Source organism: Streptomyces sp. SGAir0957, from assembly GCF_043523415.1.
Genome location: NZ_CP027293.1, coordinates 2528149 through 2553376 on the forward strand (window position 1 = coordinate 2528149; position 25228 = coordinate 2553376).

At 66.5% G+C, this 25228-nt stretch carries 12 protein-coding genes, 1 tRNA gene and 3 rRNA genes; 3 read left to right on the forward strand and 13 right to left on the reverse strand.

All coding sequences use genetic code 11. The features are described 5' to 3' along the window. Positions 1-265: 265 nt before the first annotated feature. Positions 266-5752 carry a HAMP domain-containing protein gene (locus tag C1N81_RS16215; protein WP_394429722.1) on the reverse strand — a complete coding sequence of 1829 codons (5487 nt, stop codon included), beginning with the start codon at positions 5750-5752 and terminating at the stop codon, positions 266-268. A 367-nt stretch (positions 5753-6119) separates the two neighbouring features. On the opposite strand from C1N81_RS16215, the gene C1N81_RS16220 reads away from it, so the two are divergent. Then, entirely contained in the window at positions 6120-8741 is a 2622-nt protein-coding gene (locus C1N81_RS16220; RefSeq protein WP_394429724.1) for a SpoIIE family protein phosphatase, read from the forward strand. 65 nt (positions 8742-8806) lie between these two features. Here C1N81_RS16220 and C1N81_RS16225 read toward each other — a convergent pair. The 8 genes from C1N81_RS16225 to thyX form a co-directional block, all read right to left on the reverse strand. After that, a tRNA-Thr gene (locus tag C1N81_RS16225) sits at positions 8807-8879 on the reverse strand. An 83-nt stretch (positions 8880-8962) separates the two neighbouring features. Further along, a complete protein-coding gene (locus tag C1N81_RS16230; protein WP_394437989.1) occupies positions 8963-9625 on the reverse strand; it encodes a DegT/DnrJ/EryC1/StrS family aminotransferase in 663 nt (220 codons plus the stop codon). Positions 9626-9745: 120 nt separating this feature from the next. Further along, positions 9746-9862 (reverse strand): 5S ribosomal RNA (gene rrf, locus C1N81_RS16235). 87 nt (positions 9863-9949) lie between these two features. Next, positions 9950-13073: ribosomal RNA gene (locus C1N81_RS16240) — 23S ribosomal RNA — on the reverse strand. 314 nt (positions 13074-13387) lie between these two features. After that, a 16S ribosomal RNA gene (locus C1N81_RS16245) occupies positions 13388-14913 on the reverse strand. The 16S, 23S and 5S rRNA genes sit together here, the layout of an rRNA operon. A gap of 526 nt (positions 14914-15439) precedes the next feature. After that, the gene (locus tag C1N81_RS16250; RefSeq protein ID WP_394429726.1) at positions 15440-17125 is read right to left on the reverse strand and encodes a ribonuclease J; all 1686 of its coding nucleotides are present in this window, start codon (positions 17123-17125) and stop codon (positions 15440-15442) included. A 139-nt stretch (positions 17126-17264) separates the two neighbouring features. Then, complete coding sequence (gene dapA, locus C1N81_RS16255; protein ID WP_394429728.1) at positions 17265-18164, reverse strand: 4-hydroxy-tetrahydrodipicolinate synthase; 900 nt, start codon at positions 18162-18164, stop codon at positions 17265-17267. Between the two features lie 242 nt (positions 18165-18406). Beyond that, positions 18407-19147: an FAD-dependent thymidylate synthase gene (thyX, locus tag C1N81_RS16260; protein ID WP_394429730.1), complete on the reverse strand. Its 741-nt coding sequence runs from the start codon at positions 19145-19147 to the stop codon at positions 18407-18409. Between the two features lie 201 nt (positions 19148-19348). Here thyX and C1N81_RS16265 point away from each other — a divergent pair, with 201 nt between their 5' ends. Further along, positions 19349-19588 (forward strand): hypothetical protein, encoded by a 240-nt coding sequence (locus C1N81_RS16265; protein ID WP_394429732.1) that lies wholly within the window; start codon positions 19349-19351, stop codon positions 19586-19588. 103 nt (positions 19589-19691) lie between these two features. Next, on the forward strand, positions 19692-20246 hold the full coding sequence (locus tag C1N81_RS16270; RefSeq protein WP_394429734.1) for a hypothetical protein: 555 nt from the start codon (positions 19692-19694) through the stop codon (positions 20244-20246). 69 nt (positions 20247-20315) lie between these two features. Here the strand turns inward: C1N81_RS16270 and C1N81_RS16275 are convergent, their stop codons facing one another. The 4 genes from C1N81_RS16275 to C1N81_RS16290 are packed head-to-tail and all read right to left on the reverse strand — an operon-like array spanning position 20316 to position 25156. Beyond that, the gene (locus C1N81_RS16275) at positions 20316-20768 is read right to left on the reverse strand and encodes a hypothetical protein (RefSeq protein WP_394429736.1); all 453 of its coding nucleotides are present in this window, start codon (positions 20766-20768) and stop codon (positions 20316-20318) included. A 9-nt stretch (positions 20769-20777) separates the two neighbouring features. Continuing rightward, positions 20778-21533 (reverse strand): 4-hydroxy-tetrahydrodipicolinate reductase, encoded by a 756-nt coding sequence (gene dapB, locus C1N81_RS16280; RefSeq protein WP_394429738.1) that lies wholly within the window; start codon positions 21531-21533, stop codon positions 20778-20780. A 30-nt stretch (positions 21534-21563) separates the two neighbouring features. Beyond that, positions 21564-22943 (reverse strand): M16 family metallopeptidase, encoded by a 1380-nt coding sequence (locus C1N81_RS16285; RefSeq protein WP_394429740.1) that lies wholly within the window; start codon positions 22941-22943, stop codon positions 21564-21566. Beyond that, positions 22940-25156: a polyribonucleotide nucleotidyltransferase gene (locus C1N81_RS16290; RefSeq protein ID WP_394429742.1), complete on the reverse strand. Its 2217-nt coding sequence runs from the start codon at positions 25154-25156 to the stop codon at positions 22940-22942. The genes C1N81_RS16285 and C1N81_RS16290 overlap by 4 nt, the downstream gene beginning before the upstream one ends. Positions 25157-25228 lie beyond the last annotated feature (72 nt).

Here is a 25228-nt window from a genome sequence, read left to right on the forward strand (position 1 = left end):
TCCTCGCCCCGGCATGGGGCCGCCCCTGTCCGCAGGATTCTGGGAGGCTCCTTCCGCCGCCCCAGGGGACGGCTTCCTGGTGCCGTCCGTCCTTGTGCCGGTCATCGTAGCCGCACCCCGCCTGCCGCCACACCCTGTCACCGAGATGTCACTGTGCACGTAGCAGAAACGCAGTGGGAGACCAGAAGGTTCCCCGGTTACCGCACTTCTACACGGATGTGGCCACACTCAGTCAGCAACGCCGCGTGAAAGTTCGGCGATTCGGTCACTCCCCTCGCATCCATTGCTCCATCACCGCCAAGAGATGATCGGGATCGACCGGCTTGGTGACGTAGTCGGAAGCGCCGGACTCGATCGCCTTCTCCCGGTCGCCCTTCATCGCCTTCGCGGTGAGCGCGATGATCGGCAGCCCGGCGAACTGCGGCATCCTGCGGATCGCCGTCGTCGTCGCGTAGCCGTCCATCTCCGGCATCATGATGTCCATCAGGACGACCGTCACGTCGTCGTGCTGCTCCAGGACCTCGATGCCCTCGCGCCCGTTCTCCGCGTACAGGACCGACAGGCCGTGCTGCTCCAGGACGCTGGTGAGCGCGAAGACGTTGCGGATGTCGTCGTCGACGATGAGCACCTTCTCGCCGCCGAAGTGGAACGCGCGCCGGATCTTGGGCGCCTCCTCCTCCAGCTCCTCCCAGTGCGGCTGCGCGGACGCGGTCCGCTCCGAGGGCGCCGGACGGGCCTCGGACGCCGGTGCGGTCCGGCGGCGCCGCCTGAAGAGCGCAGCGGCCCCATTCTGCGTCTCCTGGTACGACTTCACCTCCGCCGGTGTCTCCACCTCGGCGAGGTCCTCCGGAGCCGCGTCCAGGGCCAGCGGCCGGCCCGGCTCGACGGCCGGGGCGAGCTGTGCGTACCCCTGGGGCGGCAGCTCGGCCGGGTGCAGCGGCAGGTACAGCGTGAACGTGGAGCCGCGCCCCGGCTCGCTCGCCGCGTGGATCTCACCGCCGAGCAGCCGGGCGATCTCACGGCTGATGGAGAGGCCGAGCCCGGTACCGCCGTACTTGCGGCTCGTGGTGCCGTCGGCCTGCTTGAACGCCTCGAAGATCACCCGCATCTTGCTGGCCGCGATGCCGATGCCGGTGTCGGTCACCGAGAAGGCGATCAGGTCGCCGTCCGCCTCCCGCAACGAGCCCGCTTCCAGGAGCTGTTCCCGGATGGCGTTCGGCACGTCGGTGCCGGCCGGGCGGATGACCAGCTCCACGGCGCCGGAGTCGGTGAACTTCACCGCGTTGGACAGCAGGTTGCGCAACACCTGCAACAGGCGCTGCTCGTCGGTGTGCAGCGTGGTGGGCAGCTCCGGCGACACCCGTACGGAGAAGTCGAGTTGCTTCTCCGCGGTCAGCGGCCGGAATGTGGCCTCCACGTAGTCGACGAGCTGCACCAGGGCGATCCGCGTCGGCGAGACGTCCATCTTGCCCGCCTCGACCTTCGACAGGTCCAGGATGTCGTTGATCAGCTGGAGCAGGTCGGAGCCGGCGCCGTGGATCGTCTCCGCGAACTCGACCTGCTTTGGCGTGAGGTTCGCGTCGGCGTTGTCGGCGAGCAACTTGGCGAGAATCAGCAGCGAGTTGAGCGGTGTGCGCAGCTCGTGCGACATGTTCGCGAGGAACTCGCTCTTGTAGCGCATCGACACCGCGAGCTGCTCGGCGCGCTCCTCCAGGACCTGCCGCGCCTCCTCGATCTCGGTGTTCTTCACCTCGATGTCGCGGTTCTGCTGGGCGAGCAGCTCGGCCTTCTCCTCCAGTTCGGCGTTGGACGCCTGAAGCGCCTTCTGCCGGTTCTCCAACTCGGCGGAGCGCTCCCGCAGTTGCTCGGTCAGCTCCTGAGACTGCTTGAGCAGCACCTCCGTCTTGGTGTTGACGGAGATCGTGTTGACGCTCGTCGCGATCATCTCGGCGATCTGCCCGAGGAAGTCCTTCTGGATCTGCGTGAACGGCGTGAACGACGCCAGCTCGATGACGCCGAGCACCGTGCCCTCGAAGAGCACGGGGATCACGATGACCTGCGCGGGCGGCGCCTCACCGAGCCCCGAGGCGATCTTCAGGTAGCCGCTGGGCGCATTGTCCACGAGGATCGTGCGCCGCTCCTTGGCGGCGGTCCCGATGAGCGTCTCACCGGGCCGGAACGACGTCGGCATGGAGCCCATGGAGTAGCCGTAGCTGCCGCACATGCGCAGCTCGTACGCGTCCTCGTCCGTGGTCGTCGGATCGGCTCCGTCGTCCAGGGGCGACGCCAGGAAGAACGCGCCATGTTGCGCGGAGACCACGGGCGTCAGCTCGCTCATGATCAGCGAGGCCACGTCGTCGAGGTCGCGGCGGCCCTGCATGAGGCCCGAGATCCGCGCCAGGTTGCCCTTCAGCCAGTCCTGCTCCTCATTGGCGATCGTGGTGTCGCGCAAGTTGGAGATCATCTTGTTGATGTTGTCCTGGAGGACCTGGATCTCGCCCGCCGCGTCCACGTCGATCTTCAGATTCAGATCGCCGCGGGTCACCGCCGTGGCGACGGCCGCGATCGCGCGCACCTGCCGGGTCAGGTTCCCGGCCATCTCGTTCACGGACTCCGTGAGGTCGCGCCAGGTGCCGTCCACGTCACGCACGCGTGCCTGGCCGCCCAGCTGGCCCTCGGTACCCACCTCGCGGGCCACGCGCGTGACCTGCTCGGCGAAGGACGACAGCTGGTCGACCATCGTGTTGATCGTCGTCTTGAGTTCGAGGATCTCGCCGCGCGCGTCGATGTCGATCTTCTTGGTCAGGTCGCCCTTGGCGATGGCGGTCGTGACCATCGCGATGTTGCGGACCTGGCCGGTCAGGTTCGACGCCATGCCGTTCACGGACTCGGTGAGGTCCTTCCACGTACCGGCCACACCGGGTACGCGGGCCTGCCCGCCGAGGATGCCGTCCGTGCCCACCTCGCGGGCCACCTTGGTGACCTGGTCGGCGAACGAGCTCAGCGTCTTGACCATCGTGTTGAACGTGTCCGCGAGCTGCGCGACCTCGCCGCGCGCCTCGATCGTGACGGTCCGCGTCAGGTCGCCGTTGGCCACCGCGTTGGCGACCTGGGAGATGTTGCGCACCTGCACGGTCAGGTTGTTGGCCATCAGGTTGACGTTGTCGCTCAGGTCCTTCCAGATGCCGGTGATGCCCGACACCCGCGCCTGGCCGCCGAGCTGGCCCTCGGTGCCCACCTCGCGCGCGACGCGCGTCACCTGCTCGGCGAACGAGGACAGCTGGTCGACCATGGTGTTGACGGTCGTGACGAGTTCGAGGATCTCGCCCTTGGCGTCGACGGTGATCTTCTTCGACAGGTCGCCGCGCGCCACCGCCGTGGTGACCTCGGCGATGTTGCGCACCTGGAGCGTCAGGTTGTTCGCCATGCCGTTCACGGACTGCGTCAGGTCCTTCCACGTACCCGACACGCCCTGCACCTCGGCCTGGCCGCCGAGGATGCCGTCCGTACCCACCTCGCGGGCCACCCGCGTCACCTGCTCGGCGAACGCGGAGAGCTGGTCCACCATCGTGTTGAGGGTGTTCTTCAGCTCCAGGATCTCGCCGCGCGCGTCCACGTCGATCTTCTGCGACAGGTCACCGCGCGCGACCGCCGTGGCGACCTGCGCGATGTTGCGGACCTGCGCGGTCAGGTTGCCCGCCATGCCGTTCACGGAGTCCGTCAGGTCGCGCCAGACACCGGCGACGCCCGGCACCTGCGCCTGCCCGCCGAGGCGCCCCTCGGTGCCCACCTCGCGCGCGACGCGCGTCACCTGGTCGGCGAAGGCGGAGAGCTGATCGACCATCGTGTTGATGGTGTTCTTCAGCTCCAGGATCTCGCCGCGCGCGTCGACGTCGATCTTCTGCGACAGGTCACCGCGCGCGACCGCCGTAGTGACCTGGGCGATCTGGCGCACCTGGGAGGTCAGGTTGCCGGCCATGAAGTTGACCGAGTCCGTGAGCTCCTTCCACGTGCCGCTCACGCCGTCCACCCGGGCCTGCCCGCCGAGGCGGCCCTCCGTGCCCACGTCACGGGCCATCCGGGTCACCTGGTCGGCGAAGGACGACAGCTGGTCCACCATCGTGTTCACGGTGTTCTTCAACTGGAGCATCTCGCCGGACACGTCGACGGTGACCTTCTGTGACAGGTCGCCGTTGGCCACCGCCGTCGTCACCTGGGCGATGTTGCGCACCTGGCCCGTGAGGTTGCGGAAAGCCGTGTTGACCGAGTCCGTCAGGTCCTTCCACGTCCCCGCCGCGCCGACCACGAGGGCCTGCCCGCCCAGCTCACCCTCGACGCCGATCTCACGCGCCACGCGCGTGACCTCGGAGCCGAAGGCGGACAGCTGGTCGACCATCGTGTTGACGGTGTTCTTCAGCTCCAGCATCTCGCCGGCGACGTCGACGGTGACCTTCTGCGAGAGATCACCATTGGCGACCGCCGTCGTGACAGTGGCGATGTCACGCACCTGCGTGGTCAGGTTCCGGAAGACCGTGTTGACGGAGTCCGTCAGGTCCTTCCACGTCCCCGCCGCGCCCGGCACATTGGCCTGACCCCCGAGCTGGCCCTCCGCGCCGACCTCGTTGGCGACGCGCGTCACCTCGTCCGCGAACGTACGCAGCGTCTCGGTCATCTGGTTGATCGTCTCGGCGAGCTGGGCCACCTCTCCGCGCGCGGAGACGGTCACCTTCTGCGACAGGTCACCATTGGCCACGGCTGTGGTGACCTGGGCGATGCCACGCACCTGGGCGGTCAAATTGCCCGCCATGAGGTTCACCGAATCGGTGAGGTCCTTCCACACACCCGCCACACCGGGCACCTGCGCCTGGCCGCCCAGCTCGCCCTCGGTGCCGACCTCCCGGGCCACGCGGGTGACCTCGGAGGAGAACGACGACAGCTGGTCCACCATCGTGTTCACGGTGTTCTTCAGCTCGAGCATCTCGCCCGCGACGTGGACCGTGACCTTGCGGGACAGGTCACCCTTGGCCACCGCGGTCGTGACGAGAGCAATGTCACGCACCTGCGCGGTGAGGCGGTACGCCATCGTGTTGACCGAATCCGTGAGGTCCTTCCACGAACCGGACATTCCCCGTACGCGCGCCTGTCCACCCAGCTTGCCCTCCGTCCCCACCTCGCTGGCCACGCGCGTGACCTCGTCGGTGAACGTGGAGAGCTGGTCGACCAGGTTGTTGACGGTCCGCCCGACCTTCAGGAACTCACCCCGCAAGGGGTGCCCCGTCCCGTCCGGCACCTGCGAGCGCAGCTCCATGCGCGGCGACAGATCACCCTCGGCAACGGCGGTGAGCACCCGGCCGACCTCGGAGACCGGCCGTACGAGGTCGTCGACGAGCGCGTTGGACGCGTTGATCGCGGCGGCCCAGGAACCCTCGCAGGCGCCCGTCTCCAGGCGCTCGGTCAGCTTGCCCTCGCGCCCGACCATGCGCCGCACACGGGAAAGCTCCCCGGTCAGATGCAGATTCCGGTCGGCCACCTCGTTGAAGACAGCCGCGATCTCGGACATGACGCCGTCGCCGCTGACCGTGAGGCGCTTACGGAAATTGCCGTCCCTCATCGCGACGAGACCTGCCAACAGCCTGTTCAGCGCCGCGGTGTCCACCGTTGTGGTGCCATTGCGCGACTTGTGCTGTTTATTCAGGGACTGTCCGCCTTCCGCGCGCGCTTTCCTGCCCCGCGTCGCTGCGCCAGACTCCACTGTGTCCCTCCCGCAGGGGTCGACCTGAACTGCTTGGGTTGCTCGGGTTCGCTTCTACCGCCGCACCTGGTTCTCAATGCGTCCGTAACTGAAGCTTGCCCAGTGTTTCACCATGGCTGAACCAGGCCATAACAGTTCGGCAGCTTCGCACACGCTCCGCACACCCGCCGGAACGGAAACACGACGACCGGCATCCGCATGGACGGCGAAGGTAAGTAACCTTGGCAGCGGCTGTCCACCCACCCCGGTCCGCCCGGCTGGGCGGTGGCGGGAAACGAGCGGGCATCGGAGGGGCGGCCGCGACATGGGTACGGGAGAGCTTGGCCTCGACACTCGTACAGCGAGTACAACGCGTACAAGGAGTTCTGTGATCACCGCGCGCGCGGCTGCCACCTTCGAACCCGTCGGGCGATCCGTCGCGACCGCCCGCTCGTTCGTGCGCGACACCCTGCAAGGGTGGGGCTACGCCGACATCATCGACGACGCGGTGGTCCTGACCAGCGAACTCGTCACCAACGCCGTCGTCCACGCGGGCACCTCCGCGGAAGTTCTGTGCCTGCGTGGCGAAGATCATGTCCGGATCGAGGTCTCCGACCGCTATCCGGAACGGGAGATCCCGCTCCAGTCCTCCGCGATCAACATGGGCAGCCCCGACCGCGAGGGCGGCCGCGGCCTCCAGCTCTGCGCGGCCCTCGCCGGCCGCTGGGGCGTCGACTACTCGGCCACCCACAAGCAGGTCTGGTTCCGGATCGACCTTCCCGAGCGCTCGGTCGGCACCCGCGCCGCGGGCCCGGTCCTCCCGACCGACCTGCTCCCCCTCGCCGACGAGCGCGTCCGCGTCGCCGTCGTACAGATCGACAGAACAGGCGCGATCAACGCCTGGAACGAGGACGCGGAACACCTCTTCGGCTACGGGGCCGAACAGGTCACCGGCAAGCCCCTCACCGACCTCGCCGCCTGGCCGCACACGCCCGGCACCAGCACCGGCATCGCCGACGCGCTCCGGCTCTCCCGCTGGGAGGGCAGCTACGGCATCCGCAGCGCCAGCGGCCGCGTCATCCCGGTCTACGCCTCGCACCTGCGCGTCCGCGACACCGACGGCGAACCGTCCACGGTCTGCCTCCTCGTACGCGACCAGGAGCGCGCCGTGCTCCAGACACCGCTGCGCATGCCCGCGTCGGAGAACGGCACCGCCGCCGAGAGCCAGAGCCCGGACGCCTTCGAGGTCTTCATCGGCTCCCCCGCCCCCGACGACCTCGACGGCCTCCTCCAGCGCACGGTCGAGCGCGCCCGCGACATGCTCGACGCCGACGCCGCCTTCCTCCTCCTCGCCACCGACGACGAGACCGAGCTGGAGGTCCGCGCCTCCACCGGGCTGCCCTCCGCGCGTCAGCGCTTCGCGCGCGTGCCCGTCGAAGTCGGCCCCGGCCGCTACGGCTCGGCAAGGATGCCCGCCGTCCACGAGGACCTCACTCAAGTCCCGGGCGCCGTCCCGCTCTTGAGCGGTACGGGCATGCGTTCGGTCGTCACTGTCCCGCTCAAGGTCGAGGGCCGCCTCACCGGCTCCCTCGGCGTCGCCGCGGAGGCACCCGACCGCTACTCCAACGAGGAGGCGCTGCGCCTCCAGTTCGCCGCCGACCGCATCGCCATGGCCGTCGAATCGGCCCGCCTCGGAGAACTCGAAAAGCTGCGGCGCGGCTCCCTCAGCTTCCTCGTGGAGGCCTCCGACCTGCTCGCCGGCACCCTGGACCGGGACCAGACCCTGGCGCTCATGGCCCAGATGACGGTCCCCACGCTCGCCACCTGGTGCGCCGTCTACATGATCGCCGACCAGGTCTCGGAGCCGTACCTCTCCTACGTCCTGCACGAGGACGAGGACCGCATCGACGGCCTCAAGGCCCTCCTCTCCAAGATCACCCCACCGGAGCCGGTGCCCACCCCCGGCGCCCGCGTCTGGTCGGCCCCCGCCGAAGCGGCCCACCAGGCGGCGCTGCGCACGTCCATGCGCAGCCTGGGCCTCGGCGAACCCGCCAGCGTCACCTCGGGCATCGGCACCACCCTCGCCACGGCCTCCGCGGTCGGCGGCGAGACGGTCGTCCTGCCGCTCGTCGCCCGCAACCGCGTCATCGGCATGCTCACGCTCGGCAAGCCCACGGACGAACACTTCCGCCAGGAGATCCTGGAGCTGGCCGAGGACCTGAGCCGCCGGGCCGCCCTGGCCCTGGACAACGCGCGCCTGTACTCGGAGCGCATGGCCATCAGCCAGTCCCTCCAGCGCAGCCTCCTCCCGCCGGAGCTCCCGCACGTCCCCGGCGTCGAGGTGGAGGTCATCTACCGCGCGGCCGGCGAGGGCAACGAGGTGGGCGGTGACTTCTACGACCTCTTCCCGATCCGCGACGGCGCCTACGGCTTCGCGATCGGCGACGTCTGCGGCACCGGCCCTGAGGCGGCGGCCGTCACCGGCCTGGCGCGCCACGCACTGCGCCTCCTCGCCCGTGAGGGCTTCGGCGGCCCTGCGGTCCTGGAGCGCCTGAACGCGGCGATCCTCGACGAGGGCGCCCGCAGCCGCTTCCTGACGCTGCTCTACGGGGAGTTGTGGCCGCAGGAGGACGGCTCTGCGGTCCTGAAGATGGTCTGCGCCGGGCACCCGCAGCCGCTGCGCCTGCGCCAGGACGGCTCGGTCGAACCGTTCGCGGAGCCGCAGCCGCTGCTCGGCGTCATGGACGACCTCGAACTGTACGAGCAGACGATGACGCTCGACCCGGGCGACGTCCTGCTCTGCGTCACCGACGGCATCACGGAACGCCGCGAGGGAACCCGCATGCTGGGCGACGACGGCCTGGCGGAAGTCCTGTCCGGATGTACGGGCCTGACGGCCGGTGCGGTCGCGGGGCGCATCATGCGGGCGGTCGAGCGTTTCGCGGCGGACGCGCCCTCGGACGACATGGCCATTCTGACGATGCGGGTTCCGGAGATTCAGCACGACTGAGGGGTGGGGCGCCCGCCCATGAAAAGAGGCTCCCGCCCTTGGGGCGGGAGCCTCTTCATGTTCTGAGCCCCCAAGCGGAATCGAACCGCTGACCTTCTCCTTACCATGGAGACGCTCTACCGACTGAGCTATAGGGGCCGGCCGCTTCGCGGTTTCCCGCTCGGCAACGAGATAAAGCATACCTGAAGTTCAGCCCCGTTCGAACCGCCCTCAAGACCCGGCTAAAAGGCCGGTTGCAGCAGTCCGCCCAGCGCGTTGCAGGCGGAGACGAGACGGTGGAGTTGTTTACGCGTCATTGCTCCGTCGACGGGCAACGCCAATGTCTCGTCGGCGGCCCGCTCGGTCTCGGGCAGCTCCGTGTCACGCCGGAATGCGGGGAGCCGATGCACCGGGGTCTTCACCGGCACCCGGCATTCAACTCCCTTGCCGCGCAACGTACGGGCGAAAGCATCCCGATCGGGCCGCCCGTTCCCGGGCACGCGCACGACGTACTGCTGATAGGTGTGCCCTTCATGCCCGGCGGGCGTCCGCACCCCGCTCAGCCGTCCGTTCAAGTAGGCGGCGTGCGCCCTTCGTTGGGCGAGTTCGTCGTACGGCTTCTCGGACTCGCCCTGTTCGAGTACGAGGAGACCGTGCCGGCTGCCGAGGTCGTGCAGCCGCGCGATGTCGGCCCTGTGCCCGAAGCGGTGAACGGCGATGACGGCGGACGTCCGCGCGGTGACGCGTGCCGCTACGTGTGCGGGGTCGAGGCAGTAGGTGTGCGGGTCTATGTCGGCGAAGACGGGGGTCGCCCCGGTCTGGCCGACGGCGTCGGCGACCTCGGGGTTCCCGAACGCCGGCACGATCACTTCGTCACCGGCTCCGACACCCGCGGCCTGCAGCATTGCAACTGTGCCCATGCACGGGATGGTGCTCGGGGAACGTGAACACGGGGTGACACACAACAAAAAAGCCGCTGGCCCTGAGCAAAAATGCTCAGGGCCAGCGGCTTTTTATCAAAATTAGTTCGGCGGCGTCCTACTCTCCCACAGGGTCCCCCCTGCAGTACCATCGGCGCTGTGAGGCTTAGCTTCCGGGTTCGGAATGTAACCGGGCGTTTCCCTCACGCTATGACCACCGAAACACTATGAAACTGTCAACCGCACCGCATGTGACCTTATGCGGGGTTGTTCGTGGTTTCAGAACCAACACAGTGGACGCGAGCAACTGAGGACAAGCCCTCGGCCTATTAGTACCAGTCACCTCCACCCGTTACCGGGCTTCCAGATCTGGCCTATCAACCCAGTCGTCTACTGGGAGCCTTAACCCCTCAAAGGGGGTGGGAGTCCTCATCTCGAAGCAGGCTTCCCGCTTAGATGCTTTCAGCGGTTATCCTTTCCGAACGTAGCCAACCAGCCATGCCCTTGGCAGGACAACTGGCACACCAGAGGTTCGTCCGTCCCGGTCCTCTCGTACTAGGGACAGCCCTTCTCAAGACTCCTACGCGCACAGCGGATAGGGACCGAACTGTCTCACGACGTTCTAAACCCAGCTCGCGTACCGCTTTAATGGGCGAACAGCCCAACCCTTGGGACCGACTCCAGCCCCAGGATGCGACGAGCCGACATCGAGGTGCCAAACCATCCCGTCGATATGGACTCTTGGGGAAGATCAGCCTGTTATCCCCGGGGTACCTTTTATCCGTTGAGCGACGGCGCTTCCACAAGCCACCGCCGGATCACTAGTCCCGACTTTCGTCCCTGCTCGACCCGTCGGTCTCACAGTCAAGCTCCCTTGTGCACTTACACTCAACACCTGATTACCAACCAGGCTGAGGGAACCTTTGGGCGCCTCCGTTACTCTTTAGGAGGCAACCGCCCCAGTTAAACTACCCATCAGACACTGTCCCTGATCCGGATCACGGACCCAGGTTAGACATCCAGCACGACCAGAGTGGTATTTCAACGACGACTCCCCCTGAACTGGCGTCCAGAGTTCACAGTCTCCCACCTATCCTACACAAGCCGAACCGAACACCAATATCAAACTGTAGTAAAGGTCCCGGGGTCTTTCCGTCCTGCTGCGCGAAACGAGCATCTTTACTCGTAGTGCAATTTCACCGGGCCTATGGTTGAGACAGTCGAGAAGTCGTTACGCCATTCGTGCAGGTCGGAACTTACCCGACAAGGAATTTCGCTACCTTAGGATGGTTATAGTTACCACCGCCGTTTACTGGCGCTTAAGTTCTCAGCTTCGCACACCCGAAAGTGCACTAACCGGTCCCCTTAACGTTCCAGCACCGGGCAGGCGTCAGTCCGTATACATCGCCTTACGGCTTCGCACGGACCTGTGTTTTTAGTAAACAGTCGCTTCTCGCTGGTCTCTGCGGCCACCCCCAGCTCACCGAGTAAATCGGATCACCAGTGATGGCCCCCCTTCTCCCGAAGTTACGGGGGCATTTTGCCGAGTTCCTTAACCATAGTTCACCCGAACGCCTCGGTATTCTCTACCTGACCACCTGAGTCGGTTTAGGGTACGGGCCGCCATGAAACTCGCTAGAGGCTTTTCTCGACAGCATAGGATCATCCACTTCACCACAATCGGCTCGGCATCAGGTCTCAGCCTTAATGTGCGACGGATTTACCTACCGCACGGCCTACACCCTTACCCCGGGACAACCACCGCCCGGGCTGGACTACCTTCCTGCGTCACCCCATCACTCACCTACTACCAGATTGGACCGGCGGCTCCACCACTTTCCATTCCCCGAAGGGTCCGGAACGGCTTCACGGCCTTAGCATCACTGGATTCGATGTTTGACGCTTCACAGCGGGTACCGGAATATCAACCGGTTATCCATCGACTACGCCTGTCGGCCTCGCCTTAGGTCCCGACTTACCCTGGGCAGATCAGCTTGACCCAGGAACCCTTAGTCAATCGGCGCACACGTTTCTCACGTGTGTATCGCTACTCATGCCTGCATTCTCACTCGTGAACCGTCCACCACTAGCTTCCGCTGCGGCTTCACCCGGCACACGACGCTCCCCTACCCATCACAGCCGCCGTTGGGCGTATTACTGCAATGACACGACTTCGGCGGTACGCTTGAGCCCCGCTACATTGTCGGCGCGGAATCACTAGACCAGTGAGCTATTACGCACTCTTTCAAGGGTGGCTGCTTCTAAGCCAACCTCCTGGTTGTCTGTGCGACTCCACATCCTTTCCCACTTAGCGTACGCTTAGGGGCCTTAGTCGATGCTCTGGGCTGTTTCCCTCTCGACCATGGAGCTTATCCCCCACAGTCTCACTGCCGCGCTCTCACTTACCGGCATTCGGAGTTTGGCTAAGGTCAGTAACCCGGTAGGGCCCATCGCCTATCCAGTGCTCTACCTCCGGCAAGAAACACACGACGCTGCACCTAAATGCATTTCGGGGAGAACCAGCTATCACGGAGTTTGATTGGCCTTTCACCCCTAACCACAGGTCATCCCCCAGGTTTTCAACCCTGGTGGGTTCGGTCCTCCACGAAGTCTTACCTCCGCTTCAACCTGCCCATGGCTAGATCACTCCGCTTCGGGTCTTGAGCGCGCTACTAAATCGCCCTATTCGGACTCGCTTTCGCTACGGCTTCCCCACACGGGTTAACCTCGCAACACACCGCAAACTCGCAGGCTCATTCTTCAAAAGGCACGCAGTCACGACGCAAGGAACAAGTTCCTTGCGCGACGCTCCCACGGCTTGTAGGCACACGGTTTCAGGTACTATTTCACTCCGCTCCCGCGGTACTTTTCACCATTCCCTCACGGTACTATCCGCTATCGGTCACCAGGGAATATTTAGGCTTAACGGGTGGTCCCGCCAGATTCACACGGGATTTCTCGGGCCCCGTGCTACTTGGGTGTCTCTCAAACGAGCCGCTGACGTTTCGACTACGGGGGTCTTACCCTCTACGCCGGACCTTTCGCATGTCCTTCGCCTACATCAACGGTTTCTGACTCGTCCTGTCGCCGGCAGACGACAGAAGAGAGATCCCACAACCCCGCATACGCAACCCCTGCCGGGTCTCACACGTATACGGTTTGGCCTCATCCAGTTTCGCTCGCCACTACTCCCGGAATCACGGTTGTTTTCTCTTCCTGCGGGTACTGAGATGTTTCACTTCCCCGCGTTCCCTCCACACTGCCTATGTGTTCAGCAGCGGGTGACAGCCCATGACGACTGCCGGGTTTCCCCATTCGGAAACCCCCGGATCAAAGCCTGGTTGACGACTCCCCGGGGACTATCGTGGCCTCCCACGTCCTTCATCGGTTCCTGGTGCCAAGGCATCCACCGTGCGCCCTTAAAAACTTGGCCACAGATGCTCGCGTCCACTGTGCAGTTCTCAAACAACGACCAACCACCCGTCACAACCCGCTCACGCGAATCTTTACCGGGGCCGGCATTGAGGTCGGGAACAAGTCCGTACCCTCAGATACCCAACAGCGTGCCCGACCCGGTCCCGTCCGGAGATCATGCTTTCCACGCCCCGAAGAGCAGTACTCACAGCCTCCGACCCGACAACCGGATCGAATAGTCAACGTTCCACCCATGAGCAACCACCGTCGAACGTTTGCCGACGTTATGGCCCTGGACCACCAAGCAAGCTTGGCGGCCTAGATGCTCCTTAGAAAGGAGGTGATCCAGCCGCACCTTCCGGTACGGCTACCTTGTTACGACTTCGTCCCAATCGCCAGTCCCACCTTCGACAGCTCCCTCCCACAAGGGGTTGGGCCACCGGCTTCGGGTGTTACCGACTTTCGTGACGTGACGGGCGGTGTGTACAAGGCCCGGGAACGTATTCACCGCAGCAATGCTGATCTGCGATTACTAGCAACTCCAACTTCATGGGGTCGAGTTGCAGACCCCAATCCGAACTGAGACCGACTTTTTGAGATTCGCTCCACCTTGCGGTATCGCAGCTCATTGTATCGGCCATTGTAGCACGTGTGCAGCCCAAGACATAAGGGGCATGATGACTTGACGTCGTCCCCACCTTCCTCCGAGTTGACCCCGGCGGTCTCCTGTGAGTCCCCATCACCCCGAAGGGCATGCTGGCAACACAGAACAAGGGTTGCGCTCGTTGCGGGACTTAACCCAACATCTCACGACACGAGCTGACGACAGCCATGCACCACCTGTACACCGACCACAAGGGGGACCCTGTCTCCAGGGTTTTCCGGTGTATGTCAAGCCTTGGTAAGGTTCTTCGCGTTGCGTCGAATTAAGCCACATGCTCCGCTGCTTGTGCGGGCCCCCGTCAATTCCTTTGAGTTTTAGCCTTGCGGCCGTACTCCCCAGGCGGGGAACTTAATGCGTTAGCTGCGGCACCGACGACGTGGAATGTCGCCAACACCTAGTTCCCACCGTTTACGGCGTGGACTACCAGGGTATCTAATCCTGTTCGCTCCCCACGCTTTCGCTCCTCAGCGTCAGTAATGGCCCAGAGATCCGCCTTCGCCACCGGTGTTCCTCCTGATATCTGCGCATTTCACCGCTACACCAGGAATTCCGATCTCCCCTACCACACTCTAGCCTGCCCGTATCGACTGCAGACCCGGGGTTAAGCCCCGGGCTTTCACAACCGACGTGACAAGCCGCCTACGAGCTCTTTACGCCCAATAATTCCGGACAACGCTTGCGCCCTACGTATTACCGCGGCTGCTGGCACGTAGTTAGCCGGCGCTTCTTCTGCAGGTACCGTCACTTTCGCTTCTTCCCTGCTGAAAGAGGTTTACAACCCGAAGGCCGTCATCCCTCACGCGGCGTCGCTGCATCAGGCTTTCGCCCATTGTGCAATATTCCCCACTGCTGCCTCCCGTAGGAGTCTGGGCCGTGTCTCAGTCCCAGTGTGGCCGGTCGCCCTCTCAGGCCGGCTACCCGTCGTCGCCTTGGTGAGCCATTACCTCACCAACAAGCTGATAGGCCGCGGGCTCATCCTTCACCGCCGGAGCTTTTAACCACCGTCCAGGAGGACGGAAGTGTTATCCGGTATTAGACCCCGTTTCCAGGGCTTGTCCCAGAGTGAAGGGCAGATTGCCCACGTGTTACTCACCCGTTCGCCACTAATCCACCCCGAAGGGCTTCATCGTTCGACTTGCATGTGTTAAGCACGCCGCCAGCGTTCGTCCTGAGCCAGGATCAAACTCTCCGTGAATGTTTCCCCGTAATCGGGGTGACACCACGAGAGCGGACCAGACAGGAGGAATAGTCCCGTCCGGTCACAGCGTCCTCGCTGTGTTTATTTCAAAGGAACCTCGCCCCAACCATCATGTGACGGCCGGAGACGAGGTAATCAACATATCTGGCGTTGACTTTTGGCACGCTGTTGAGTTCTCAAGGAACGGACGCTTCCTTTGTACTCACCCGAGAGACTCTCTCGTGGCTTTCCTCCGGGCGCTTCCCTTCGGTCTTGCTGTCTTGCGTTTCCAACCTTACCAGATCCGTTTTCCGTTCCGTTTCCGGTTCGGATTTCATTTCCGGTGGCCGTTGGAGGGCCTTTGCCTTTCGGCGGTTCCGACTTTATCAGAGATTCTGAGTCGGAATTTCCGGCCCCGTGAGGTACATGCCGGGAGTCTCAAAGGACTTCCGGTTCCCCCTCGGGCGGAGCCGTAAACCTACTGGAGCGGGGCGCCCCGATGCAAATCGAGGCGCCCCGCTCCCTGTCAGCTGCCGACGGTCCGTCAGACCTCGACCACGACCGGGAGGATCATCGGCCGGCGGCGGTAGGTGTCGGAGACCCACTTGCCCAGCGTGCGGCGGATGAGCTGCTGCAGCTGGTGGGGTTCGACGACGCCGTCCTGGGCCGACTTCTCCAGGACTTCCTGAATCTTCGGGACGACGGCGTGGAACGCCGAGTCCTCGATGCCGGAGCCGCGGGCCTGGATGTTCGGGCCGCTGGTGATCTTGCCGGTGCTGGAGTCCACCACCACGAAGACCGAGATGATGCCCTCGTCGCCGAGGATCTTGCGGTCCTTCAGCGCCGGTTCGCCGACGTCACCGACGGAGAGTCCGTCCACGTAGACGTAGCCCGCCTGGACCTTGCCCACGATCTTCGCCTTGCCCTCGACGAGGTCGACGACGACGCCGTCCTCGGCGATGACGATGCGGTCGTGCGGGACGCCGGTGAGGGCGCCGAGTTCGGCGTTGGCGCGCAGATGGCGCCATTCGCCGTGGACCGGCATCAGGTTCTTGGGCTTGCAGATGTTGTAGAAGTACAGCAGCTCGCCGGCCGAGGCGTGGCCCGAGACGTGCACCTTGGCGTTGCCCTTGTGGACGACGTTGGCGCCCCAGCGGGTCAGGCCGTTGATGACGCGGTACACCGCGTTCTCGTTGCCCGGGATCAGCGACGACGCCAGGATCACCGTGTCGCCGGAAACGATGCGGATCTGGTGGTCGCGGTTGGCCATGCGCGAGAGCGCCGCCATCGGTTCGCCCTGGGAGCCCGTGCAGACGAGGACGATCTCGCTGTCGGGGAGATCGTCGAGCGTCTTGACGTCCACGACCAGGCCCGGCGGGATCTTGAGGTAGCCAAGGTCGCGCGCGATGCCCATGTTGCGGACCATCGAGCGGCCGACGAAGGCGACCCGGCGGCCGTACTCGTGGGCCGCGTCGAGGACCTGCTGGATGCGGTGCACGTGGCTGGCGAACGACGCGACGATGATCCGCTTCTGGGCGCCGGCGAAGACGCCCCGGATCACGTTCGAGATGTCGCGCTCGGGCGGGACGAAGCCCGGGACCTCGGCGTTGGTCGAGTCGGTGAGGAGCAGGTCGATGCCCTCCTCGCCGAGCCGCGCGAAGGTCGGCAGGTCCGTGAGGCGACGGTCCAGGGGGAGCTGGTCCATCTTGAAGTCGCCGGTGTGGACCACCATGCCGGCCGGGGTGCGGATGGCGACCGCCAGCGCGTCCGGGATGGAGTGGTTGACCGCGACGAACTCGCAGTCGAACGGGCCGAGCCGCTCGCGGTCGCCCTCGGCGACCTCGAGGGTGTAGGGCCGGATGCGGTGCTCCTGGAGCTTCGCCTCGATCAGCGCGAGGGTCAGCTTGGAACCGATCAGCGGGATGTCCGGCTTCTCGCGGAGAAGGTAGGGGACGGCGCCGATGTGGTCCTCGTGCCCGTGCGTGAGGACGATGCCCTCGATGTCGTCGAGGCGGTCCCTGATGGACGAGAAGTCCGGCAGGATCAGGTCGATTCCGGGCTGCTCCTCCTCGGGGAAGAGCACTCCGCAGTCGACGATCAGGAGGCGACCGTTGTACTCGAAGACGGTCATGTTGCGCCCGATCTCACCGAGGCCGCCGAGCGGCGTGACGCGCAGGCCGCCCTTCGGGAGCTTCGGCGGGGCGCCGAGTTCAGGATGCGGATGGCTCAAAAGACTCTCCTCTATGCCCGCGCGCCACGTACCTGTAGGCACGTGGCGCGCGTGACGTTCGTGCAGTAGCAGTTGTTGGTGTTGCTTCGGTCTTGCTCGTGTTCTGTTGATTCAGTTGTGAGGTCTTACGAAGTCGGTGCTAGAGCTGTACCCCGCCGGCGGCCAGATCGACCTTGAGCTGTGCCGTCTCCTCCGGCGTCAGCTCGACGAGCGGCAGCCGCAGCGGTCCGGCGGGCAGGCCCTGGAGGGCGAGCGCCGCCTTCGTCGTGATGACGCCCTGCGTGCGGAACATGCCGGTGAAGACGGGCAGCAGCTTCTGGTGGATCTCCGTCGCCTTGTGCACGTCGCCCGCCAGGTACGCGTCGAGCATGGCGCGCAGTTCGGGCGCGACCACGTGGCCGACGACCGAGACGAAGCCGCACGCGCCGACCGAGAGGAGCGGCAGGTTGAGCATGTCGTCGCCGGAGTACCAGGCGAGACCCGAGCGCGCTATGGCCCAGCTGGCGCGGCCGAGGTCGCCCTTGGCGTCCTTGTTGGCGACGATGCGCGGGTGCTCGGCGAGGCGGACGATCGTCTCCGTGTTGATCGGTACGCCGCTGCGGCCGGGGATGTCGTAGAGCATCACGGGCAGTTCGGTCGCGTCGGCGATCGCCGTGAAGTGCCGGAGCAGGCCCTCCTGCGGGGGCTTGTTGTAGTACGGCGTGACCGTGAGCAGGCCGTGCGCGCCGGCCTGCTGGGCGGCGTGGGCCAGTTCGATGCTGTGCTGCGTGTCGTTGGTGCCGACACCGGCGACGACGTGGGCGCGGTCGCCGACCGCTTCGACCACGGCGCGCACGAGATCCGATTTCTCCGCATTGCTGGTGGTCGGGGACTCGCCCGTGGTGCCGTTGACGATCAGGCCGTCGTTGCCTGCGTCCACCAGGTGGGTGGCGAGCCGCTGCGCGCCGTCGAGGTCGAGTGCGCCGTCCGCCGTCAAGGGCGTGACCATGGCGGTGAGGACCCTCCCGAAGGGGGTCTGCGGAGTCGAGGTCGGAGCCATGGGTAACACGCTACTCGCTGCTCAGCGCCGGGTCCCCCCACGGGGGATCCGACAAGTCACGACAAAGGTGGAGCCCGGCACTGCCTGCTCGGGGGTTCAGGCAGTGCCGGGTCCGTTTGATCAGGCTAGATGAACTTTATGAAATGCCGCAATCCGGACACTTCAACCGGCGCACCCGTACATGTGTGCCGCTGACACCCTGAAGTGATCAAGGGACGCCCTGGTCCAGGAGGGGCGCAGCGCTACGGCGCCACGCGGCCGTTGGCGTTGAACGCCGCGTAGGTGAGCGGCATCAGCTCGGCCCACGCCGCCTCCATCTTCTCGCCGACCATCTCGATCTCCCGCTGCGGGAACGAGGGGACCTTCGCCAGCTCGTGCTGCGTGCGCAGGCCCAGGAAGTGCATCAGCGAGCGCGCGTTGCACGTGGCGTACATGGACGAGAACAGGCCCACCGGGAGCACCGCGCGCGCGACCTCGCGGGCCACACCCTCGGCCAGCATCTTCTGGTACGCCTCGTACGCCTGGACGTAGGACGCCTCCATGGTGGAGGAGGTCAGCTCGTACTGGCCCGGCGTGCCCTCGACGAACACGTACTTGCCGGGGCGGCCCTCCTGCACGAGCTTGCGGTCGGCGGCGGGGACGTAGAAGACCGGCTGGAGCTCCCGGTAGCGGCCCGACTCCTCGTTGTACGACCAGCCCACGCGGTGCCGCATGAACTCGCGGAAGACGAAGATCGGGGCGCTGATGAGGAAGGTCATCGAGTTGTGCTCGAAGGGGCTGCCGTGCCGGTCCCGCATCAGGTAGTTGATGAGGCCCTTGGAGCGCTCGGGGTCCTTCGACAGCTCGTCGATGGACTGCTCGCCCACCGTGGAGACGCGGGCCGCGAACAGCACGTCCGAGTCCTTGGCGTCGCTCTTCACCAACTGGACGGTGACATCGCCCCGGAACGTCGGCTTCAGGTCTTCAGCAGGTGTGTCTGTCACGATTTGAGTGGTTCCTTCCCCATCACTTCCATCGGGCGGCGCCCACTCTACGGGCCACGGGGGCCCGCTCTTCTCGGGCCATCTCCGGCGAACGACAGCGAACATCTGTTAATTCGGCGAAAGTGGGCACCATGTGGGGAGATCGATCGTCTGTGTAGATGAACACACTTAGTTCGAACCCCTTGAGGAGAAGCACCGCCCATGTTTCGTCGGCGCGAGCCCGTACCGTTCGCCTTCATCGCCGAAGCCGACAAGTTCCGCAGCAATGTCGAGCCGCCCGCGCGCGAGCGCCCCTCCGTGGGCCAGATCGCGGGCCGCACCCTGGTCGGGCTGACCGTGGTGGCCGGGCTCGTCGGCTCCCTGCTGTTCGGGATGCCGGCGCTCTCGGCCGACCAGGCGCCTCGCCACACCCAGCAGTCGGAAGCCTCCGACGGTCGCTGAGCCGTCGTACTCGACCGGCCCCCTGAAGTGGAAGGCCCGAGCGCGCACGGATAACCTCACCGGGCACAGCCCCATCGCGTGGATGATCGAGTGAGGACCCGTCGTGCCCCTGTCCTTCCTGACGGCCGATCGTGCTTTTGACGAGGCCGCCGAGACTGCGCTGCCCTTCGACGACCGGGACCAGTGGCGCCGCCCCTACCGTCCGGGCCCGTACCGGGTCGGGGCGGCCGCGCTGCTGCTGCTCCTGGCGTCGTACGTGCTGTTCGCCGGGGTGATCATCGCGGCGGCCGGGGATCCCGCGGCCGCCGGGATCTGCGGTGTGCTCGCCGTCCTGGTCATCGCCGCCGCCATGCGGCTGCTGCGCATGGGCGCCTGGGTGAGCGCCCGCGGTCTGCGCCATGTCGGCTTCTTCACGACCCGGACGGCGCCCTGGGACGTCGTCGTGACCGCGCGCACGGTGCAGCAGCCGGTGCGCTGGCTCGGGCTGCCCCGCACCGTGCAGGGCCAGGCGCTGATCCTCGTACGCCGTGATCGGCGCGGGGAGCAGACGACCCTGCTCACCAGCCACAACGGCGACTTCCTCGGCCGGGACACCGCGTTCGACCGGGCCAGCGACAGTGTCGAGGCGTGGGCCGACGAGTACCGGCCGAAGCAGTAGTCCTCCCACGCGTGAGAGGGGCCCGTGCCGTCGTGACGATGACGACGGCACGGGCCCCTTCCACGTTGCTCAGACGCTGAGCGAGCGGCCCTCGTGGAGCGCGATCGCGCGCTGCATCGCCTTCCGCGCGCGCGGGGTGTCCCGCGCGTCCTTGTAGGCGACGGCGAGACGGAACCAGCAGCGCCAGTCCCCCGGCGCGTCCTCCGTCTCGGCCTTGCGCCGGCCGAAGACCTCGTCGGCGGAGTCGCGGTCGATGCGGCCGTACTGGTCGCGCCGCAGCTCGTCGACGGGCAGGCCGCCCTCCGCCTCCAGGAGTTCGGCGAGACGGTTGGCCTTGCGGACGAACTGGGTGTTCGCCCACAGGAACCAGACGCCGATCAGGGGCAGGATCAGCACGGCGACGCCGAAGGTGATCGTCAGCGCGGTGCCCTGCCGGATCAGCATGACGCCGCGGTCGCCGGCCAGGACGAAATAGACGACCAGGACGGCGGCGGTGACCGCATAGGTGATTTTCGCGCGCATCGCTGTCGGTCAGCCGTTCAGGTCGAGGAAGTGTTCCAGGCCGAAGGTCAGGCCGGGGGTCGCGACGACCTTGCGGGCGCCGAGCAGGATGCCCGGCATGAAGCTGCTGTGGTGCAGCGAGTCGTGGCGCAGGGTCAGCGTCTCGCCCTCGCCGCCCAGGAGGACCTCCTGGTGGGCCAGGAGGCCGCGCAGCCGGACCGAGTGGACCGGGACCCCGTCGACGTCCGCGCCGCGCGCTCCGTCGAGCGCCGTCGCCGTCGCGTCGGGCTGCGGGGCGCTGCCCGCCTTCTGCCGGGCGGCGGCGATCAGCTGCGCGGTGCGGGAGGCCGTGCCGGAGGGCGCGTCGACCTTCTTCGGGTGGTGCAGCTCGATGACCTCGACGGACTCGAAGTACGGGGCCGCCACCTCGGCGAACTTCATGGTCAGGACCGCGCCGATGGAGAAGTTCGGCGCGATGAGCACGCCGGTCTCCGGAGAGGCGCCGAGCCAGCCGTTCAGCCGCGCGAGGCGGTCCTCCGTCCAGCCCGTCGTGCCGACGACGCCGTGGATCCCGTGACGCACGCAGAACTCCAGGTTCTCCATGACGGAGTCCGGCGTGGTCAGCTCGACGGCGACCTGGGCGCCCGCGTCGACGAGGGCGTCCAGCTTGTCGCCCCGGCCGAGGGCCGCGACCAGCTCCATGTCCCCGGCGGCCTCGACGGCCCGTACGGCCTCGGAGCCGATGCGGCCGTTGGCACCGAGAACCGCCACGCGCAGCTTGCTCATGTCTTCCCTGATCCTTCGGTTGGGGGGCTGTTACGCGACCGCTTCGTGCAGGCGGGCGGCCTGCTTGTCCTTGAGCGGGCCGATGACCGACAGGGACGGGCGCTGTCCCAGGATGTCGCGTGCGACCTCGCGCACCTCGTCCGGGGTCACCGCGGCGATCCGCGCCAGCATGTCGTCGACGGACATCTGCTCGCCCCAGCACAGCTCGCTCTTGCCGATACGGTTCATCAGCGCGCCCGTGTCCTCCAGGCCGAGGACCGTGGAGCCGGCGAGCTGGCCGATGGCGCGGCTGATCTCGTCGTCGCCGAGCCCGTCCTGCGCGACCTGGCTCAGCTCGTCGCGGCAGATCTTCAGGACGTCGTGCACCTGGTTCGGGCGGCAGCCCGCGTAGACCCCGAAGAGGCCGCAGTCCGCGAAGCCCGAGGTGTACGAGTACACGCTGTACGCCAGGCCGCGCTTCTCGCGGACCTCCTGGAAGAGGCGCGAGGACATGCCGCCGCCGAGCGCGGTGTTGAGGACGCCCATGGCCCAGCGGCGCTCGTCGGTGCGGGCGAGGCCGGGCATGCCGAGGATGACGTGGGCCTGCTCGGTCTTGCGGCCGATGACCTCCATGCGGCCCGCGGCGCGCAGCGTCTTGCTGCCCGTGCGCGGGCCGACCGGGGCGGCGGGCGCGACGTCGAGGGCACCGGCGCGCTCGAAGGCCGCGCGGACCTGGCGGACGACCTTGTTGTGGTCCACGTTGCCCGCTGCGGCGACGACCAGGTGCGTCGGGTCGTAGTGCTTCTTGTAGAAGCGGCTGATCCGGTTGCGGTCCAAGGCGTTGATCGTGTCGACCGTGCCGAGGACCGGGCGGCCCAGGGGCGTGTCGCCGAGCATCGTGTGCGCGAACAGGTCGTGCACGCAGTCGCCCGGGTCGTCCTCGGTCATCGCGATCTCTTCGAGGATCACGCCGCGCTCGGCGTCGACGTCCTCCTGCGCGATGAGGGAGCCGGTCAGCATGTCGCAGACGACGTCTATGGCGAGCGGCAGATTGTTGTCGAGCACGCGCGCGTAGTAGCACGTGTACTCCTTCGCCGTGAAGGCGTTCATCTCACCGCCGACGGCCTCGATCTCGGCGGAGATGTCGAGTGCGCTGCGCCGGGAGGTGCCCTTGAAGAGGAGGTGCTCCAGGTAGTGCGTCGCGCCGTTCAACGCGGGCGTCTCGTCGCGGGAGCCGACGTGCGCCCAGATGCCGAAGGTGGCCGAGCGGACGGAGGGCAGCGTCTCGGTGACGATGCGCAGGCCGCTCGGGAGGGTGGTCCTGCGGACCGTCCCGGCGCCGTTGGCGCCCTTGATCAGGGTTTGGGTACGGGCGACGGCCCGCGCCTCCGAGGAGGTGCGGGCCGTCGCCTTGGTGGTACGAGACGTCACTTGTCGGTGTCGTCCTTCGCCTCGTCGCCCTCTTCGCCCTCGACCACGGGGATGAGGGAGAGCTTGCCGCGGGAGTCGATCTCGGCGATCTCGACCTGGACCTTCTGGCCCACACCGAGGACGTCCTCGACGTTCTCCACGCGCTTGCCGCCCGCGAGCTTGCGGATCTGCGAGATGTGCAGCAGACCGTCCTTGCCCGGGAGCAGGGAGACGAACGCGCCGAACGTCGTCGTCTTCACGACGGTGCCCAGGTAGCGCTCGCCGACCTCCGGCATGGTCGGGTTGGCGATGCCGTTGATCGTGGCGCGGGCGGCCTCGGCGGCCGGGCCGTCGGCGGCACCGATGTAGATGGTGCCGTCGTCCTCGATCGTGATGTCGGCGCCGGTGTCCTCCTGGATCTGGTTGATCATCTTGCCCTTCGGGCCGATGACCTCACCGATCTTGTCCACGGGGATCTTGACGGTGATGATCCGCGGGGCGTTCGGGGACATCTCGTCCGGGACGTCGATCGCTTCCATCATCACGTCGAGGATGTGGAGGCGGGCGTCACGGGCCTGCTTGAGGGCGGCGGCCAGGACGGAGGCCGGGATGCCGTCGAGCTTGGTGTCGAGCTGGAGCGCGGTCACGAACTCCTTGGTGCCGGCGACCTTGAAGTCCATGTCGCCGAACGCGTCCTCGGCGCCGAGGATGTCGGTCAGGGCGACGTAGTGCGTCTCGCCCTTGATCTCCTGGGAGATCAGACCCATGGCGATACCGGCGACGGGGGCCTTCAGCGGCACACCGGCGTTCAGCAGCGACATGGTGGAGGCGCAGACCGAGCCCATCGACGTCGAGCCGTTGGAGCCGAGGGCCTCGGAGACCTGGCGGATCGCGTAGGGGAACTCCTCGCGCGTCGGCAGGACCGGCACGATCGCGCGCTCGGCGAGCGCGCCGTGGCCGATCTCGCGGCGCTTCGGGGAGCCGACGCGGCCCGTCTCACCGACGGAGTACGGCGGGAAGTTGTAGTTGTGCATGTAGCGCTTGCGGGTCACCGGGGAGAGGGTGTCCAGCTGCTGCTCCATGCGCAGCATGTTCAGCGTGGTGACGCCCAGGATCTGGGTCTCGCCGCGCTCGAACAGGGCCGAGCCGTGCACGCGCGGGATGGCCTCGACCTCGGCGGCCAGGGTGCGGATGTCGGTGACACCGCGGCCGTCGATGCGCTTCTTCTCCTTGATGACGCGCTCACGGACCAGGGACTTGGTCAGCGAGCGGTACGCGGCGGAGATCTCCTTCTCGCGGCCCTCGAACTGCGGGAGCAGCTTCTCGGCGGCCAGACCCTTGACGCGGTCCAGCTCGGCCTCGCGGTCCTGCTTGCCCGGGATGGTGAGGGCGGCGGACAGCTCGGTCTTGACCGCGGCGGTCAGGGCCTCGAGCACGTCGTCCTGGTAGTCCAGGAAGATCGGGAACTCGGCGGTCGGCTTGGCGGCCTTCGCGGCGAGGTCCGACTGGGCCTTGCAGAGGACCTTGATGAAGGGCTTCGCGGCCTCGAGACCGGCGGCGACGACCTCCTCGGTCGGCGCCTCGGCGCCGCCCTTGACCAGCTGGATGGTCTTCTCGGTGGCCTCGGCCTCGACCATCATGATCGCGACGTCGCCGTCCTCGAGGACGCGACCGGCGACGACCATGTCGAAGACCGCGTTCTCCAGCTCGCTGTGGGTCGGGAACGCGACCCACTGGCCGTTGATCAGCGCGACGCGGACGCCGCCGACCGGGCCGGAGAAGGGCAGACCGGCCAGCTGCGTGGACGCGGACGCGGCGTTGATCGCGACGACGTCGTACAGGTGGTCGGGGTTGAGCGCCATGATCGTGGCGACGACCTGGATCTCGTTGCGCAGGCCCTTCTTGAAGGACGGGCGCAGCGGGCGGTCGATGAGGCGGCAGGTGAGGATCGCGTCCTCGGACGGGCGGCCCTCGCGGCGGAAGAAGCTGCCGGGGATCTTGCCCGCGGCGTACTGCCGCTCCTCGACGTCCACCGTGAGGGGGAAGAAGTCGAGCTGGTCCTTGGGGTTCTTCGAGGCCGAGGTGGCCGAGAGCACCATGGTGTCGTCGTCGAGGTAGGCGACGGCGGAGCCGGCGGCCTGGCGGGCCAGGCGGCCCGTCTCGAAGCGGATGGTGCGGGTACCGAAGGAGCCGTTGTCGATGACGGCCTCGGCGTAGTGGGTCTCGTTCTCCACCAGCAAATTCTCCGTTTACTTTCGTCTGATTCGTCTTTTGTCCACTGCTGCCCGTGTGGCAGCGGGACGGGT

What these genes read in the sequence shown, in the direction of transcription:
- C1N81_RS16230 (WP_394437989.1), bottom strand. Translation starts at nt 9,625, where the DNA reads ATGCTGCAGGCCGCGGGTGTCGGAGCCGGTGACGAAGTGATCGTGCCG.
- dapB (WP_394429738.1), bottom strand. Translation starts at nt 21,533, where the DNA reads ATGAGCAAGCTGCGCGTGGCGGTTCTCGGTGCCAACGGCCGCATCGGC.
- C1N81_RS16275 (WP_394429736.1), bottom strand. Translation starts at nt 20,768, where the DNA reads ATGCGCGCGAAAATCACCTATGCGGTCACCGCCGCCGTCCTGGTCGTC.
- dapA (WP_394429728.1), bottom strand. Translation starts at nt 18,164, where the DNA reads ATGGCTCCGACCTCGACTCCGCAGACCCCCTTCGGGAGGGTCCTCACC.
- C1N81_RS16265 (WP_394429732.1), top strand. Translation starts at nt 19,349, where the DNA reads ATGTTTCGTCGGCGCGAGCCCGTACCGTTCGCCTTCATCGCCGAAGCC.